Here is a 16,314-nt window from a genome sequence, read left to right as displayed (position 1 = left end):
CCAGCCTCCTTCTCAACGCGGGCCCATGCGCAGCGCGCCATCCAGCCGGATGACCTCGCCATTGAGATAGTCGTTTGCGACGATGTGGTGCACCAGGGCGGCGTACTCGGCGGGCAGGCCCAGGCGCGCGGGGTGGGGCACGGTAGCCTCCAGGCTGATGCGCGCTTCGTCCGGCAGCCCACGGAGCATGGGGGTGTCGAACACGCCCGGTGCCACCGTCATCACGCGGATGCGGTCGCGCGCTAGGTCGCGCGCAGCGGGCAGGGTCATCGCGGCCACGCCCCCTTTCGATGCGGCATAGGCCACCTGCCCGACCTGCCCGTCGAATGCCGCGATCGATGCGGTGAAGACGATGACCCCCCGGCTGTCGGACTCGGCGCGTGCCGGACGCGGCGGTGAGCGCAGCATCGCGGGCACCGCCAGTCGCATCATGTTGAAGCTGCCCAGCAGGTTGACCTGCAGCATGCGCTGAAAGGTCTCCAGGCGGTGCGTGCCATCGCGGCCGTGTACCCGCTCGGCACACGCGAGGCCGGCCGCGTTGACCAGCACGTCGAGCCGGCCGAAGCGATCTTGCACCGCATCCACCGCGGCCGACCCGGACACCGCATCGGCGACGTCCGTGGCGTGCCAGTGCCAGCGTTCGCACTCCGGATCCAGCGCCTGCAGCGGGTGCGACACAGGCGGCTCGGCCTTGTCGGCCAGCATCACCCGGGCGCCCGCCTGCCAAGCCATGCGGGCCGTGGCCGCGCCCAGCCCCGAGCTGCCACCCGTGATGAGCACCACGCTGTCCTGAAGCTGCATGCAGGCCCCCAAGGCATCGACCGTCGACGCCTTGTTGTAGCACCGCGCCCGGGCCACCGCCATCGGCACCCGCCCGACCCTGACGGCATCGCAGGCAGGGCGAGCCGTAGGCGGCTCAGCCGGGGTTCAGGCCAGCGCGCGCAGCCAGCCGCCGGGGTGTTTCGTGATCGCGACCGACACCATCCAGCTCAGTACCAGCAGGGCCGCCACCCAGGCGCCAGCCCGCACCGCCTGAGGCCGCCCAGGGCGCAGCGCCACCATGCCCAGCCCGATGTAGCCCAGCAGGCCGAGCAGCTTGGCGCCGAGCCAGGACGTTTGCATGGGGTCCAGCCGCAGCATCACCGCGAGCGTGATGCCGGTTGCAAGCAACGCGGTGTCCACGATGTGGGGAAGGACGCGCGCCGGTTTCTGGCGCACCCAGGTTGCACCCATCAGCATGCCGGCACCGCGGGCGATGAAGCCGGTGGCCGACAGTGCCACGGCAGCGTGGTGAAGGGTCTTGATCGTCAGGTAGTCCATGCGGCCCGATTGTGAAGCGTTGCGCCCGGGTGACGCCGACCTAGGGTTCTTCCGGACGTTTATTAATCTTTAATTAATTAAGATTTTGTTAAGAAGACCGCGGCGGGTGTGGAGACGCCCGCGTCGAGCCCCCCGGTTCCGGCAGACGGTCCTCTTCATTGTCCTGTCGCATCACCACCAACCGGGTCGTCCAACAGACCGACCTGCCGAGGAGCACACCATGAACAAAGGCATTCGCCTGACCCTCGTCGCCGCCGCGACCGCCCTGGCCGGCCAGGCCATGGCATTCGAATTCAACGGTTACCTGCGCGCCGGCCCCGTCCTGTCGGGCGCCGAGCCTTCGGGCACCACGCAGACCTACGGCAAGTACAGCCTGGGCGGCGCCGGCCAAATGTACCGTCTGGGCAACGAGGGCGACTTCTATGGCGAGTTCCTGCTGTCGCACGAGCAGAAGGTCGGCAACCAGACGGTGAAGCTCGGCTGGATGCCGGCCCTTTTCTCGGCCAAGCCGAACCCGACCTCGGAGAACAACTACGAGACCAAGCAGGCCTTCATCGAACTGGCCGGCATGGACTTCGCGCCCAACGTGAAGTTCTGGGGCGGCAAGCGCTACCAGCGCGCCGACGTCCACATCGTCGACACCTTCTACATCAACTACGGCAACGACGTGGGCGCGGGTGCCTATGACATCGCCGTGGGCGGCGCCAAGCTGGGCGTGCACGCTTATTCGAGCGATGAATTCACCACCAAGGACGGCACCAAGGCCACGGCCGCCCGTGTGACGGCCGACCTCTACGACATCAAGACCGGCACCGATGGCAAGCTGCGCGCCGTGGTGTCGCTGGTCAATGGCGACTACGTCAATGGCAGCAGCGGATTCTCGGTGTCGCTGAAGCACGATCAGGCCAACTTCGGCATGAAGGGGTTGACCAACACCGTGTGGCTGCAGGCCGCGAACGGCCACGCTGCGCTGACCGGTGGTTTCTCCGACACCAAGAACAAGGGCCTGCGTGCCGTCGACTCGATTCAGTGGCAGTCCGGCCCGTGGGGTGGCCAGGCCCAGGCGGTGTGGGAGCGGTCCAAGAGCTACGCCGACCTGACCAACGCCGAAACCGAAGTGACCCGCACCTCGCTGGGTGGCCGTGTCTCCTACGCCGTCACACAGAACTTCAAGCTGCTGACCGAAATCGGCGTGACCTCGGCCAAGCAGGACGGGGTGGCCGGCACCGGCCGCCTGAACAAGATCACGTTTGCGCCCACGCTGGCGCTCAACGGTGACTTCTGGTCGCGCCCGGAACTGCGTTTCTACGCCACCCACATCACCTGGAACGACGCGGCCTACAGCATTGCCGGCTCGACCCCCGCTGGCCTGACCGACAAGTCGAAGAACTCGGCCACCCTGATCGGCGTGCAGGCCGAACTGTGGTTCTGAGCCACAGCCGGATCACCCTGAGGTGACACGGGGCCCCGCCGTGATGGGTGGATGGGGCCCCGACCTGCCCCCGTGCACGCTGCTGGCGCGCGCGGGGGCTTTTTTTATGGAGGGCCCGCGGCTTGCTGCACCACGCCGCATAACATGTCGGGGCGCTGCGCGCACAACCCCTGTTTTCCATGTCCCCGCCTTCACAAGAGACCCGGCACATGCATTCGACCGACCACGAATCCGCCCCTTCCCAAGACCCTCACCACCCCCTGAGGGAAGACATCCGCCTGCTGGGCCGTGTCCTTGGTGACACCGTGCGCGAACAGCACGGCGAAGCCACCTACGAGCTCGTCGACCAGATCCGCCGACACTCGGTGCGCTTCCGCCGCGCCGACGACCAGGCCGCGCGCCAGGCGCTCGAAGCCACGCTCGACAGCCTCTCGCGCGAGCAGATGCTGCAGGTGATCCGCTCGTTCAGCTACTTTTCGTTGCTGGCCAACATCGCTGAAGACCAGCATCAGATCCGCACCCAGCGGCAGGCGGCCCTGACCGGCAACGCGGCCACCGAAGGCACGCTCGAACATGCGCTAGGGCGCTTTGCGGCCGAAGGGCTCGACGCCGAGCAGGTGCTCGACCTCATCGCTCACGCGCAGATCGCCCCGGTGCTGACGGCCCACCCCACCGAAGTCCGCCGCCACAGCATCCTGCACGAACAGATGCAGCTCGCGCGACTGCTGCGCGAGCGTGACTTGACCCCACAGACGCCGGAAGAGCGCGCCGAATCCGAAGAGGAACTGCGCCGCATCGTGCTGACACTGTGGCAGACCCGCCTGCTGCGCCCCACCAAGCTGTCGGTGCTCGACGAGGTCGCCAACAGCCTGGAAACTCACGAGCGCACCTTTCTGCGCGAAGTGCCGCGCCTGTACAGCCACCTCGAAGACCGCCTGCGCGCCGACCTCAAGCAGGCCCGCGCGCCGCAGGCCGACGAGCTTGAGCTGCCCAACTTCCTGCATGTGGCCAGCTGGATCGGTGGCGACCGCGACGGCAACCCCTTCGTCACCGCGCAGGTGCTGGATTCGGCCCTGCGCATGCAGGCCGAGTGCGTGCTGCGCCACTACCTGGCCGAGCTCAACAACCTCGGGCTCGAGCTGTCGATCTCGGCGCTGCTGGCCAACCCGTCCGAAGCGCTGCTGAACCTGGCCGCCCGCTCGCCCGACCAGTCCCAGCACCGCCAGGACGAACCGTATCGCCGCGCCATCAGCGGCCTGTACGCCCGTCTGGCCGCCACCTACCAGCAGCTGGTCGGCCGCAAGCCGGCGCGCCCGGCCCTGGGCGAGGCGCCGGCCTACGAGACCGCGGCCGAGCTGCTCGCCGACCTCAACGTCATCCACCGTTCGCTCAAGGCCAACGGCTCCGTGTCGCTGACCCGCGGGCGCCTGCGCCAACTGCGCCGCGCCGTGCAGGTCTTCGGCTTCAGCCTGGCCCCGCTCGATCTGCGTCAGAACTCCGACGTGCACGAGCAGGTCATTGCCGACCTGCTCGAAGCCGCCGAGCCGGGCTCGCAGTACCTGTCGCTGCCGGAAGACCAGCGCGTGGCGCGCCTGCTCGACGAGCTGCAGACCGCCCGCCCGCTGTACTCGCCCCACATCGACTACAGCGAGCTGAGCCGGGGCGAAATCGCCATCTTCCAGCAGGCCCAACTGGCGCACCAGCGCTACGGCAGCCAGTCGATCGCGCAGTGCATCATCAGCAAGACCGCCAGCGTGTCCGACCTGCTGGAAGTGGCCGTGCTGCTCAAGGAGTGCGGCCTGCTGAAGCCCGCCCGCGGCGCCGATGCGCCCACGCTCGCCGTCAACATCGTCCCGCTGTTCGAGACCATCGGCGACCTGCGCGCCGCCCCGGACATCATGGACGCGCTGCTGTCGCAGCCCCTGTACCGCGCGCTGCTCAAGAGCCGCGGCGACGTGCAGGAAGTGATGCTCGGCTATTCCGACTCGAACAAGGACGGCGGTTTCCTCACCTCCGGCTGGGAGCTCTACAAGGCCGAGATCGGTCTGGTCGAGGTCTTTGCGCGCCACGGCGTGCGCCTGCGCCTCTTCCATGGCCGTGGGGGCTCCGTCGGCCGCGGCGGCGGCCCCAGCTACCAGGCCATCCTGGCGCAGCCCGCCGGCGCCGTGCAAGGACAGGTTCGCCTGACCGAGCAAGGCGAGGTGATTGCCGCCAAGTACGGCCAGCCCGAAACCGGCCGCCGCAACCTCGAGGTGCTGGTGGCCGCCACGCTGACCGCGAGCCTGCTGCCGCCCAACAAGGATGTCCCGCCCGAGTACCTCGACGTGATGGAGGAACTCTCGGCCACCGCGTTCGCGGCCTACCGCAATCTCGTCTACGAGACCCCGGGCTTCGAGCAGTTCTTCTGGGAATCGACTGTCATTGCCGAGATCGCCCACCTCAATATCGGCAGCCGCCCGGCTTCGCGCAAGAAGTCGACGTCGATCGACGACCTCCGCGCCATCCCCTGGGTGTTCAGCTGGGCCCAGTGCCGCATCATGCTGCCCGGCTGGTACGGCTTCGGCAGCGCGGTCGAGGCCTATGTGCAGAAGCACGGTGAAGCCGGCCAGCAGCGCCTGCAGGCCATGCACGCCAACTGGCCCTACCTGTCGAGCCTGCTGTCCAACATGGACATGGTGCTGGCCAAGTCCGACCTGGCCATCGCCTCACGCTACGCCGGGCTGGTCAGCGACAAGGCCCTGAGCGAGGCCATCTTCGGCCGCATCCAGACTGAGCACGCCCGCACCGTGCGCCACCTGCTGACCGTCACCGGGCAGACCGCGCTGCTGGAGCGCCATCCGGAACTGCAACGCCACATCGCCGACCGCCACCCCTATCTCGATCCGCTGAACCACCTCCAGGTGACGCTGCTGCAGAGCTTCCGCGAGCGCCAGCAGCGCAACGAGGAGCCGGACGAGCGCGTGCAGCGCGGCATCCACCTCACCATCAACGGCCTGGCCCAGGGGCTGCGCAACAGCGGCTGAACGGGTTTCCCCCTCCGCCGCAGGAGGGCGCCCTTCGCGGGGTGCCAGCCGGGCGGGCGCAGGGCCCACAATACGGCCCGTGCCCGCCCATCCCTTTTCCTTGACCGACGAGTCCTCCGCCAAGCCCGCCGGCGCCGGCAGCGCCCAACCGCTGGACATCCTCCACGAGGTGTTCGGCTACAACGCCTTCCGCGGCCAGCAGGCGGCCATCGTCGAACACGTCACCGAAGGGCGGGATGCCCTGGTGCTGATGCCCACCGGTGGCGGCAAGAGCCTGTGCTACCAGGTGCCCGCCATCGCGCGGCATCGCCAGGGGCGGGGGGTCACGGTGGTGGTCTCGCCGCTGATCGCGCTGATGCACGACCAGGTCGGCGCGCTGGAAGAGGTCGGTGTGCACGCCGCCTTCCTCAACAGCACCCTGAGCCTCGAAGACACCCAGCGCATCGAGCGCGAGATGATGTCGGGCCGGCTGGTGATGCTCTATGCCGCCCCCGAGCGCGTCACCAACCTGCGCTTCCAGGCCCAGCTGGCCAGCCTGCACGAACGCGGCCTGCTCAGTTTGTTCGCCATTGACGAAGCTCACTGCGTGAGCCAGTGGGGCCACGATTTCCGCGAAGACTACCTGCAGCTGTCGATGCTGCACGAGCGCTTCCCCGATGTGCCGCGCCTGGCGCTGACCGCCACTGCCGACGACCAGACCCGCGCCGACATGATCGAGCGCTTGCAGTTGCAGGATGCGCGCGTCTTCATCAGCAGCTTCGACCGGCCCAACATCCGCTACACGCTGGTCGAGAAGGACAACCCGCGCCAGCAACTGCTGCGCTTCATCCGAGACGAACACCCGGGCGACGCCGGCATCGTCTACTGCCAGAGTCGCCGCAAGGTCGAGGAAACCGCCACCTGGTTGTCCGACCAGGGCGTGCCGGCCTTGCCCTATCACGCCGGCCTGGATGCCGGCGTGCGCCAGCGCCATCAGGACCGCTTCCTGCGTGAAGAGGGGCTCGTCATGGTCGCCACCGTGGCCTTCGGCATGGGTATCGACAAGCCCGACGTGCGTTTCGTAGCCCACCTCGACCTGCCCAAGAACATCGAAGGCTACTACCAGGAGACCGGGCGTGCCGGGCGCGATGGCGGCGAGGCCGATGCGTGGCTGACCTACGGCCTGGCCGATGTGGTCAACCAGCGCCGCATGATCGACGAGAGCCCGGCCACCGACGATTTCAAGCGCATCCAGCGCGGCAAGCTCGACGCGCTGCTGGCCCTGGCCGAGGCCCACGACTGCCGCCGCGTGCGCCTGCTGAGCTACTTTGGCGAAGACAGCGCGCCCTGCGGCAACTGCGACAACTGCCTTCGTCCGCCCGCCACCTGGGACGGCACCGAGGCCGCGCGCAAGATGCTCAGCTGCATCTACCGCTTCTGGCAGCATGGGCAGCAGCGTTTCGGTGCCGGCCACCTGATCGACGTGCTGCGCGGCAAGCAGACCGACAAGGTGCGCCAGTACGGCCACGAGGCGCTGAGCACCTATGGCGTGGGCGCCGACCTGAGCGAAAACCAGTGGCGCGCCGTGCTGCGCCAACTCGTTGCGCTGGGCCACGTGGTGGCCGAAGGCGAGTTCAACACGCTGGCGCTCACCGCCTCGGCGCGGGCCGTGCTGAAGGGTGAGGTGCAACTCACGCTGCGTGAAGCGGCCGATGCACCGCGCCGCAGCAAGACCACCCGGACGGGCAGCAAGCCGGCCGCAGCCGCCGACCTGACCGGCGACGCGCTGGAACGTTTCGACGCCCTCAAGGCCTGGCGCGGCGGCGTGGCGCGCGAACACAACTTGCCGGCCTACATCGTCTTCAACGACGCGACGCTGGCCGACATGGCGCGCGTGGCACCCCAGACCTTGGGCGAGCTGGCCACCATCAGCGGTGTGGGTGCCAAGAAGCTGGAAGCCTACGGCGACCAGATCCTCGCTGTGCTTCGGGCTTGAATCCGCCCCCGAGTGGGGCGTGAGCGCCGCATTTTGGTGCAATGCCCCTTCCATCGACCGGACATTGAGCGCCTTCCGGTGCGCTGTTCGGGGCGGTTCTCGACGTTACCGGCCGCAGGATGGCAAGTTGATGAAAACGTTTGGACTCACTGCGGGATGTCCTAAATTCGTATGCGAAATCGCATGAATGTGGTGTGCACGCCGCAAAAACCGGCTATTTGGCCCTCCGAAAGGTGGCCCGACCTTTGCTTAACACACCCCCCGTGGACATTCCGTCTCACAATGGTTTCGTCGTTGACACGCCTGCCAGCGTGTTTATCCGGATCGAAATTCGTTCATCTCATTGCTAGGAGAACTCGATGTTTGCAAAGAAGACCCTGGTGGCCTTGGCCGCCCTGGCTGCCGCCGCCGGCGCTGCCCAAGCCCAGTCCAGCCTGAAGGTGTACGGCCTGGTCGACATGGGCCTGGGCTCGTTTGAGGGTGCCCACGAGAAGGGCGAGTCGACCCGCACGACGGAAGTCCGCAGCGGCGCGATGACGACCTCCTTCATCGGCTTTGCCGGCGTCGAAGACCTGGGCGGCGGTCTGAAGGCCGAGTTCACGCTGGAAAGCTTCATCGCCGTCGACACCGGCCAGACGCTGAACAACAACGCTGGCAACTTCTGGGGCCGTGCTTCGAACATCGCCCTGAGCGGCGGCTTCGGTAAGGTGGCACTGGGTCAGTACGACAACCCGCTGTTCACCTCGGGCTACACCTACAACCCGTTCGGTTCGTCGATGAGCTTCTCGCCCACGATGCGCCACTTCAGCTACCTGGGCCAGACTCCGATTTCCCGCGCCGGCGTCGGTTTCGACACCGGCTGGGTCAACTCGATCACCTACGAGTCGCCCAACTTCTCGGGCCTGAGCTTCGTGGCCCAGGCTGCCCTGAAGGAAGCCACCGGCTCGGCCAACAAGAACAGCTACACCGCCGCTGCCACCTACGCGGCCGGCCCGTTCGCGGCCACGCTGACCTACGTCAAGGGCGGCCGTACCACGCAGCCGTCGCTCACGGCCTACACCGCCAATGAAAAGCTGTGGAACCTGGGTGCTTCGTATGACTTCGGCTTCCTGAAGGCCTTCGGTCAGTACACGGCCATCAAGGACACCACCGCCGCCGAAGTGAAGGACAAGATCTACCAGCTGGGCGTGTCCGTGCCCGTCACCGACAAGGCGGCCGTGCTGGCCTCGTTCGGTCAGCTGAAGAACAAGACGGCTGCCGACGTCACCACCAAGGACGAAGTCTTCTCGCTGGGTTATGACTACACCCTGTCGAAGCGCACCGACGTGTACGGCGTGTTCTCGAATCACCGCGTGACCAGCCTGCAATCTGGCCAGTCGCTCGCCGTCGGCATCCGCCACAACTTCTGATCCGGCGCAGCTCGTCTGAGCTGACCTGATCCCCACACAAGGCGCCCTCCGGGGCGCCTTGTTCGTTTTCGGTGCGGCATGGTTCCTGCAAATCTGTATACAGTTCACCAAGGCGGTGAACGGCATCCACTCAGATACGGAGTCACCTGTCCATGTCCCTCCAGAAGTACATCGTCCCGGTCGCCCTGATGGCGTTGGGCACCGTCGCCTCGGCGCAGTCGTCAGTGAACGTCTATGGCGTCATCGACCTCGCGGTCGGTTCGTTCGAGCCCAGCGCGAAGACCGACGTCCGCACCACCAAGGTGGACGGCAACCAGATGACCACCAGTTTCATCGGCTTCAAGGGCGTCGAGGACCTTGGCGGCGGGCTGAAGGCCGGCTTCGTGCTGGAGAGCTTTCTGCGTCCCGACACCGGCGCGTCCGGGCGCTTCGGTTCGTCCGACCCGTTCTGGTCTCGTGCAGCCAATCTCTATGTGCAGGGTGACTTCGGCACGGTCACAGTGGGGCGGCAGATCAACCTGCTGTACCTGAACGTCATCTCGTACAACCCGTTTGGCGGCGCCTTCGGCCTGTCGCCTGCGGTTCGGCTCACCTTCGACGGCTCATGGGGCAACGACAAGGGCGATTCGGGCTGGAGCAACGCCGTCAGCTACAGCACGCCCAACCTCTCGGGCTTCAGTGCCACGGTGTCGGCCCAGGCCGGTGAGACCACCGACAAGAGCCAGCGCAGCAGCTACGCGGTGCTGGCCCGCTATGCGTCGGGGCCATTCTCGGTGGGCGGGGCCTGGCAGACCGTGCGCTCGGCGCAGGCACCCAAGGCGGCTTTTGCGGAAGGCCAGACGCAGACCTTCGGCATGGCCGGCGCCTCGTATGACGCGGGGTTTGCGAAGTTCTTCGCGCAGTACGGGCAGATCGAGAACAGCGGCTTCAGCAACGGCGCGCGCATCGCCACGACGCTGTGGCAACTGGGAACCAGCGTGCCCGTGACGACCGCTGGCAAGGTGCTCGCGTCGTATGGGCTGAGCAAGGAAAAGCCGGTCGAGGGGGGCACCACACCCCGCACCTCGCACGGGATCTTCACGCTGGCCTACAACCACAACCTGTCGAAGCGCACGGACACCTATGTGGCCTACATGCTCGACAACGAGAAGCTGGCGGGCTTCAACAAGGGCCACAGCTACGTGGTCGGTCTGCGCCACGCCTTCTGATCGCGCCGCCCCGGCACGCCGCCGGGGCGCGGTCGTCTCAGCCCCGCTCGAACTTGAAGACCGCGGTGCTGGCCAGCAGGTTGGGCCAGGTGGCCACGGTCTTGCCCCCCTGCAGCCCGAACGAGGCAAGGATGCGCAGCCCGTTCTTGCGGGCCAGCACCTCGAAGTCGGCGAACGTCGAGACGCGGATGTTGGGCGTGTCGTACCACTGGTAGGGCAGGGCCCGCGTGACGGGCATGCGGCCGCGCAGCACGCTCAGGCGGTGCGGCCAGTGCGCGAAGTTCGGGAAGCTGACCAGCCCGATGCGGCCCACGCGCGCCGTCTCGCGCAGCATGGCCTCCGTGTTGCGCAGGTGCTGGAGGGTGTCGAGCTGCAGCACCACGTCGAAGCTGTTGTCCTCAAACAGGCTCAGTCCTTCTTCCAGGTTGCGCTGGATGACGTTCACGCCACGGCGCACGCATTCCAGCACCTTGGCGTCGTCGATCTCGATGCCGTAGCCGGTGCATTGGCGGGTGTCGCGCAGGTGGGCCAGCAGGGCGCCGTTGCCGCAGCCCAGGTCAAGCACGCGCGAGCCGGGCGGCACCAGCTCGGCAATCACGTGATGGAGGTCGCGTTCGATCATCGTCGTGCCTCCCCTCAGACGGCCATGCGCACGGGCTGCCCCTGTGCGCTGTTCAGCGGCGTGCTGTGGCGCTCGAGCTCCAGCGCGATGCGCTCGAAGTAGGCGCGCACCACGCCGTGGTAGCGCGGGTCGTCCAGCAGGAAGGCATCGTGGCCGTGCGGCGCGTCGATCTCGGCGTAGCTCACATCGTGGCGGTTGTCGACCAGCGCCTTGACGATCTCGCGCGAACGCGCTGGCGAGAAGCGCCAGTCGGTGGTGAAGCTCACCACCAGAAACTTGGCCAGCGCCTTCGCCATCGTGGCGCTCAGGTCGCCACCGTGATGCCGTGCCGGGTCAAAGTAATCCAGCGCTCGGGTGATCAGCAGGTAGGTGTTGGCGTCGAAGTAGTCGCTGAACTTGTCACCTTGGTAGCGCAGGTAGCTTTCCACCTGGAACTCGATGTCCTGCGTGCTGTAGCGCGGCGCGTCGCCCAGCTCACGGCCCACCAGCTCGCGGCCGAACTTCGACTCCATCACGTCGTCCGACAGGTAGGTGATGTGGCCGATCATGCGCGCCACGCGCAGGCCGCGTCGGGGCACCACACCGTGCTCATAGAAGTGACCGTGGTGGAAATCGGGGTCGGTCACGATCGCGCGCCGTGCGACCTCGTTGAAGGCAATGTTCTGCGCCGAGAGGTTCGGCGCGGTGGCCACGGCTACGCAATGCGCCACGCGCTCTGGGTGTTGCAGCGTCCAGCTCAGCGCCTGCATGCCGCCCAGGCTGCCGCCCAGCACGGCCGCCAGCTTGTCGATGCCCAGGCGGTCGAGCACGCGGGCCTGGGCGTTCACCCAGTCTTCCACCGTCACCACCGGGAAGTCGGCGCCGTAGAGCTTGCCGGTGTCCGGGTTGGTGTGCATCGGGCCGGTCGAGCCAAAACAAGAGCCGGGGTTGTTGATGCCGATGACGAAGAACTTGTCGGTGTCCAGCGGCTTGCCGGGGCCGATCAGGTTGTCCCACCAGCCTTCGCTTTTGGGGATGGGGCGACCTTGTTCGTCGGCGTGGAGGCCGGCCACGTGGTGGGACGCATTGAGCGCATGGCACACCAGCACCGCGTTGCTGCGGTCGGCGTTGAGGCGCCCATAGGTCTCGTAGACCAGGGTGTAGTCGCGCAGCACGGCACCGCTTTGCAGCGGCAGCGGCGTGCCGAAGTGCATGGAAGCAGGGGTGACGACCCCGATGGAGGACATGACGCTACGACGGTGATGACAACAAAAAACCGGCCTCGCATTAAAGCAGGGGCCGGTCTGAGCAGCGCCCTCTTTAGCGGCATTTCTTGAGCGCCCGCAATCCGGACAAATCGGCGCTATGGGTGAAAGTCTAACCCATTCGCGAGAGCCCGTTGTGAAGGAGAGTTGGGGGCGAGCGACCGCGAAAAGGGTTGGATATTCCGGTCACACGTCACAGACGGCCCTGGCCGACCCCGGTATGTTTGTCCCACCGCATTCCGGGTGGAAAGGAGGTTCGCATGCCCCGCTGGCTGATCCAGCTCAATGAGCACGTGCCCATCCGCTATGCCGCGCTGTGCCTGGCTGTGCTGGCCGCCGCATGGGGTGTGTGGGCCTGGCTGGCGCACGGTTCCGCGCTCGCGCTCGGGGGCGCGCTGGCCGGGACTGCACTCACGGCGGTGGGCATCAACGACCTGCGCCAGCCTTCCCGGGCGGTGCTGCGCAACTACCCCGTCATCGGCCACCTGCGCTACCTGCTCGAGTTCATCCGGCCCGAGATCCGTCAGTATTTCATCGAGGGCGATGCCGAAGCCGCGCCGTTCTCGCGCCAGCAGCGCTCGTTGGTCTACCAGCGCGCCAAGGGGGAACCTGACAAGCGGCCCTTTGGCACGCAGATGGACGTGGGGCAGGCGGGCTACGAGTGGATCAACCATTCGCTGGCGCCCACCACGCTCGCCAGCCACGACTTCCGCGTGGTGATCGGCGCGGGCGGCAGTTCCTGCACCCAGCCCTACAGCGCGAGCATCTTCAACATCTCCGCCATGAGCTTCGGGGCGCTGAGCGCGAACGCCATCCTGGCGCTCAATGCCGGCGCCAGGCTCGGCCACTTCGCGCACGACACGGGCGAGGGCTCCATCAGCCGCTACCACCGCGAGCCCGGCGGTGACCTCATCTGGGAGATCGGCTCCGGCTACTTCGGCTGCCGCACGGACGACGGCCAGTTCGATGCCGACGCCTTTGCGCGCAATGCGCGCACGCCGCAGGTCCGGATGATCGAACTCAAGCTCAGCCAGGGCGCCAAGCCAGGCCACGGCGGGGTGCTGCCCGGCCCGAAGGTCACCCCCGAGATCGCCGAGGCGCGCGGGGTCCTGGTGGGGCAGGACTGCGTTTCACCCGCGCGCCACAGCGCGTTTTCGACGCCGGTGGAGATGGTGCGTTTCATCGAGCGGCTTCGCCAACTGTCGGGCGGCAAGCCGGTGGGCATCAAGCTGTGCATCGGCCACCCGTGGGAGTGGTTTGCGCTGGCCAAGGCCATGTACGAAACCGGCCTCTGGCCCGATTTCATCGTGGTCGATGGCGCGGAGGGAGGCACCGGCGCCGCCCCGCTGGAGTTCACCGACCACGTGGGGGCGCCGCTGCAGGAGGGCTTGCTTCTTGTTCACAACACGCTGGTGGGCCTGAACCAGCGTCACCGCGTCAAGATCGGCTGTGCGGGCAAGGTCATCAGCGCCTTCGACATCGCGCGCATGATGGCGCTCGGCGCCGACTGGTGCAACTCGGCTCGCGGGTTCATGTTTGCGCTGGGCTGCATCCAGGCCCAGAGCTGCCACACGGGGCATTGCCCCACGGGGGTCACCAGCCAGGATCCGTCCCGACAGCGCGCACTGGCGGTGCCGGACAAGACGCAACGGGTGCTGCGCTATCACCAGAACACGCTGCGCGCACTGAAGGAATTGGTGCAGGCAGCGGGGCTGACCCATCCCAACGAGATCTCGGCCGACCACATCGTGCGCCGGCTGTCGGGCTTCGAGGTGAAACGGCTGTCGAACCTGCTGGTCTATCTGGCGCCGGGCGAAATCCTGGCCGCGGAGCAGGGCGAGCGTCCATGGCGGCACGCCGCATTCGAGCAGTACTGGCACCGGGCGAGCCCGCACGCGTTTTCGCCCACGACGGACGCGTGAGCGGTGCAGGGCAGTGCGATCAGGCCTGCGGCGGCGCCGTGTCGATGAAGGCGGGGCGCTGCGACAGCTTGTCGTACAGCTTGCCGAGGTTGGGGTGGTCTGCGCGCCAGTCGATGTCGGGGAAGCGGAAGTCGAGGTAACCCAGCGCGCAACCGACGGCGATGTCGGCCAGGCTGTGGTGGTTGCCGGCACACCAGGGGCGATCGCCCAGGCCGAGGCTCATGGCCTGCACGCTGTGACGCACCTTCAGCAGTTGCCGGTCGATCCACGCGGCGCTGCGCTGGGCGTCGGTGCGGCCGCTCCAGGTCTGTTCCATGCGGGCCAGCACGGCGGCGTCCAGCAGGCCGTCCGCCAACGCTTCCCACGTGCGCACCTCGACGCGCTCACGGCCGCTCAGAGGGATCAGCTTGCCGACCGGCGACAGCGTGTCCACATACTCGACGATCACGCGCGAGTCGAAGATGGCTTCGCCGCCTTCCATCACGAGGCACGGAACCTTGCCCAGCGGGTTGGCGTCCGCGATGGTGGTGTCCGGTGCCCACACGTCTTCCAGCACGAACTTGTAGTCGAGCTTCTTCTCGGCCAGCACGATGCGCACCTTGCGGACGAAGGGGCTGGTCAGGGATCCGATCAGTTTCATTCTGTGTCGTCGTGTGTGTTTGATCTGATTCTAGCGAAGCGGACACGGCGGCCACAGGAGTAGGTTCTTTGGAGGGAGGGCACCCGATGTGGGGGTGTCCAGCCCCCGCAACGCGGTTCTGCCGGTTACATTTTGTGCTTCATCGAACCCCGCCTTCCGTCCCATGCAGTACATCGCCAGGCTGGTGGGGGGGCTGAGGGCCCACGTGATGCCGCTCAGCTCCCGCGCGGGGGTGGTCGACGCCGTGGACACCGAGCCCGGACCCGACACCTTCACGCGGGCCCGCCCCATTGGTGGCGGCTCGGTCGCGCCGTCGGCGTGGTCCACAGGCCGCGCTACCGTGCCGCCTGCCGTGCGGCCCGGTGCCAAATCGGCCGCCGACGCGCTTCCGCGGCTTCCGTCGGGCGTCGTCCATACCGTGCCCGTGCGCTTCGAGGGGCAGGCCCGCGAGTACGCCTGGCTGTGGTGGCGGTGCGCCGCGCTCGTTCTGCTGACCGCAGGCCTCGCCCTGCCATGCGCCCGAGCCATGACCCGCCGCTGGCTGCTGCGGCACACCTGGGTTGCGGGCCACTCCCTGGATCTCGCTGCGCCTGCACGGACCGCCTGCCTGCGTGACCTGCTGGGCGCCGGGCTGTTGGCCGGTGTCGTGGGCGCGCTGGCCGGAGAGTCGACATGGGCAGCGGCCGCCGCGATCGCGCTGGCCTTCGCCGCGGCCCCTGTGTGGCTGCACCTGCGGCTGGCCGATGACCCCGGGCGCCTGACCTGGGGAGGCAGGCGGCTTGTCTTCAAGGGCACGCTCGGCGCGCTGTACCGTGCCGTCGGCCCGGCGCTGGCGGGCCTCGGCTTGCTCTCGGCTGGCGCACTGGCGCTGGCCAGCACGCAGGCCCGTGTCGTCTGGCTGATATGGGGCAGCCTGGCTGCCGTGACGCTGGCGGGCTTGCCCGCCGTGTGGGCGCGCTGGGTGGCCTACCGGCAGCAGCATCTGGCGCTGGGGCCGCTGGCCCTGACTTGGCGGGGTGGGCACACCGCGTTCTGGTCGCTCGGCCTGCGCGTGCTGACCTGGGGCACGCTGGTGTCGGCCGTTGTGGCAGGCGTGCTGTCCATGGGATGGGCACTGCTCGTCACGTGGACACCCTGGCAGCCCGGGCCTGCCGCGCACCGCATGCTGGTCGGGGCCTGGCTGGCCCTGTCCGCCGCGCTGGTGTGGCCCTTTCTGCAGGCGCGCCTGCACCACCTCGCGTGGAACCACACCGGCTGTCGCCACCTGCGATTCCGCAGCACGCTGGCGGTCGGGCCCTACGTGCGCCGCTGCGCGCGGCACACGCTGCTCACGGTGCTGTCGTTGGGGCTGTACCGCCCCTGGGCCTCGGTCGATGCCTGGCGTCTGCGCACCGAAGCGCTGGCCGTGCGATCGCGGGTCGATCCTCGGGTACTGGCCGCGCACTGGTCACCCGATGCGCGCGGCACGGCCGACGGGCGGTAAAATGGCGGGTTGGTCTGCGCCTGCTGCAGGCCCCGA

At 67.7% G+C, this 16,314-nt stretch carries 12 protein-coding genes and 1 riboswitch; of the genes, 7 read left to right on the top strand and 5 right to left on the bottom strand.

Going from position 1 to position 16,314, the window contains the following annotated elements; translation table 11 throughout:
• Positions 1 to 12: 12 nt before the first annotated feature.
• Together Q0Z44_RS08870 and Q0Z44_RS08865 are read right to left on the bottom strand one after the other, a co-directional pair.
• The gene (locus Q0Z44_RS08870) at positions 13 to 801 is read right to left on the bottom strand and encodes an SDR family NAD(P)-dependent oxidoreductase (protein WP_298011826.1); all 789 of its coding nucleotides are present in this window, start codon (positions 799 to 801) and stop codon (positions 13 to 15) included.
• 126 nt (positions 802 to 927) lie between these two features.
• On the bottom strand, positions 928 to 1,320 hold the full coding sequence (locus Q0Z44_RS08865; protein ID WP_298011824.1) for a SirB2 family protein: 393 nt from the start codon (positions 1,318 to 1,320) through the stop codon (positions 928 to 930).
• A 220-nt stretch (positions 1,321 to 1,540) separates the two neighbouring features.
• On the opposite strand from Q0Z44_RS08865, the gene Q0Z44_RS08860 reads away from it, so the two are divergent.
• The 5 genes from Q0Z44_RS08860 to Q0Z44_RS08840 all read left to right on the top strand — a co-directional run bounded on the left by Q0Z44_RS08860 (position 1,541) and on the right by Q0Z44_RS08840 (position 10,367).
• Complete coding sequence (locus Q0Z44_RS08860; protein WP_298011823.1) at positions 1,541 to 2,752, top strand: carbohydrate porin; 1,212 nt, start codon at positions 1,541 to 1,543, stop codon at positions 2,750 to 2,752.
• Positions 2,753 to 2,961: 209 nt separating this feature from the next.
• Positions 2,962 to 5,775 carry a phosphoenolpyruvate carboxylase gene (ppc, locus tag Q0Z44_RS08855; RefSeq protein WP_298011822.1) on the top strand — a complete coding sequence of 938 codons (2,814 nt, stop codon included), beginning with the start codon at positions 2,962 to 2,964 and terminating at the stop codon, positions 5,773 to 5,775.
• A gap of 100 nt (positions 5,776 to 5,875) precedes the next feature.
• On the top strand, positions 5,876 to 7,750 hold the full coding sequence (gene recQ / locus Q0Z44_RS08850; protein ID WP_298011837.1) for a DNA helicase RecQ: 1,875 nt from the start codon (positions 5,876 to 5,878) through the stop codon (positions 7,748 to 7,750).
• 359 nt (positions 7,751 to 8,109) lie between these two features.
• Positions 8,110 to 9,159 (top strand): porin, encoded by a 1,050-nt coding sequence (locus Q0Z44_RS08845; protein WP_298011821.1) that lies wholly within the window; start codon positions 8,110 to 8,112, stop codon positions 9,157 to 9,159.
• Positions 9,160 to 9,311: 152 nt separating this feature from the next.
• Entirely contained in the window at positions 9,312 to 10,367 is a 1,056-nt protein-coding gene (locus Q0Z44_RS08840) for a porin (protein WP_298011820.1), read from the top strand.
• A 37-nt stretch (positions 10,368 to 10,404) separates the two neighbouring features.
• Here Q0Z44_RS08840 and metW read toward each other — a convergent pair whose 3' ends face one another.
• Positions 10,405 to 10,989, bottom strand: coding sequence for a methionine biosynthesis protein MetW (gene metW / locus Q0Z44_RS08835; RefSeq protein ID WP_298011819.1), 585 nt, complete (start codon positions 10,987 to 10,989; stop codon positions 10,405 to 10,407).
• Positions 10,990 to 11,003: 14 nt separating this feature from the next.
• A complete protein-coding gene (locus tag Q0Z44_RS08830; RefSeq protein WP_298011817.1) occupies positions 11,004 to 12,215 on the bottom strand; it encodes a homoserine O-acetyltransferase in 1,212 nt (403 codons plus the stop codon).
• Between the two features lie 52 nt (positions 12,216 to 12,267).
• A riboswitch (SAM riboswitch) is annotated at positions 12,268 to 12,342 on the bottom strand.
• Positions 12,343 to 12,493: 151 nt separating this feature from the next.
• On the opposite strand from Q0Z44_RS08830, the gene Q0Z44_RS08825 reads away from it, so the two are divergent.
• Positions 12,494 to 14,155, top strand: coding sequence for an FMN-binding glutamate synthase family protein (locus Q0Z44_RS08825; RefSeq protein ID WP_298011816.1), 1,662 nt, complete (start codon positions 12,494 to 12,496; stop codon positions 14,153 to 14,155).
• A 19-nt stretch (positions 14,156 to 14,174) separates the two neighbouring features.
• On the opposite strand, the gene Q0Z44_RS08820 is transcribed toward Q0Z44_RS08825, so the two are convergent.
• Entirely contained in the window at positions 14,175 to 14,795 is a 621-nt protein-coding gene (locus tag Q0Z44_RS08820) for a glutathione S-transferase N-terminal domain-containing protein (protein WP_298011815.1), read from the bottom strand.
• Between the two features lie 163 nt (positions 14,796 to 14,958).
• Here Q0Z44_RS08820 and Q0Z44_RS08815 point away from each other — a divergent pair, with 163 nt between their 5' ends.
• Positions 14,959 to 16,278, top strand: a complete 1,320-nt coding sequence (locus tag Q0Z44_RS08815; RefSeq protein ID WP_298011814.1) for a DUF898 family protein — start codon at positions 14,959 to 14,961, stop codon at positions 16,276 to 16,278.
• Positions 16,279 to 16,314: the final 36 nt, after the last annotated feature.

The organism is uncultured Aquabacterium sp., assembly GCF_947366995.1.
Classification (GTDB): Bacteria; Pseudomonadota; Gammaproteobacteria; order Burkholderiales; family Burkholderiaceae_C; genus Aquabacterium.
Note: the sequence above shows the minus strand (reverse complement) of the source record. Positions and strands in the feature narration are given on the sequence as shown.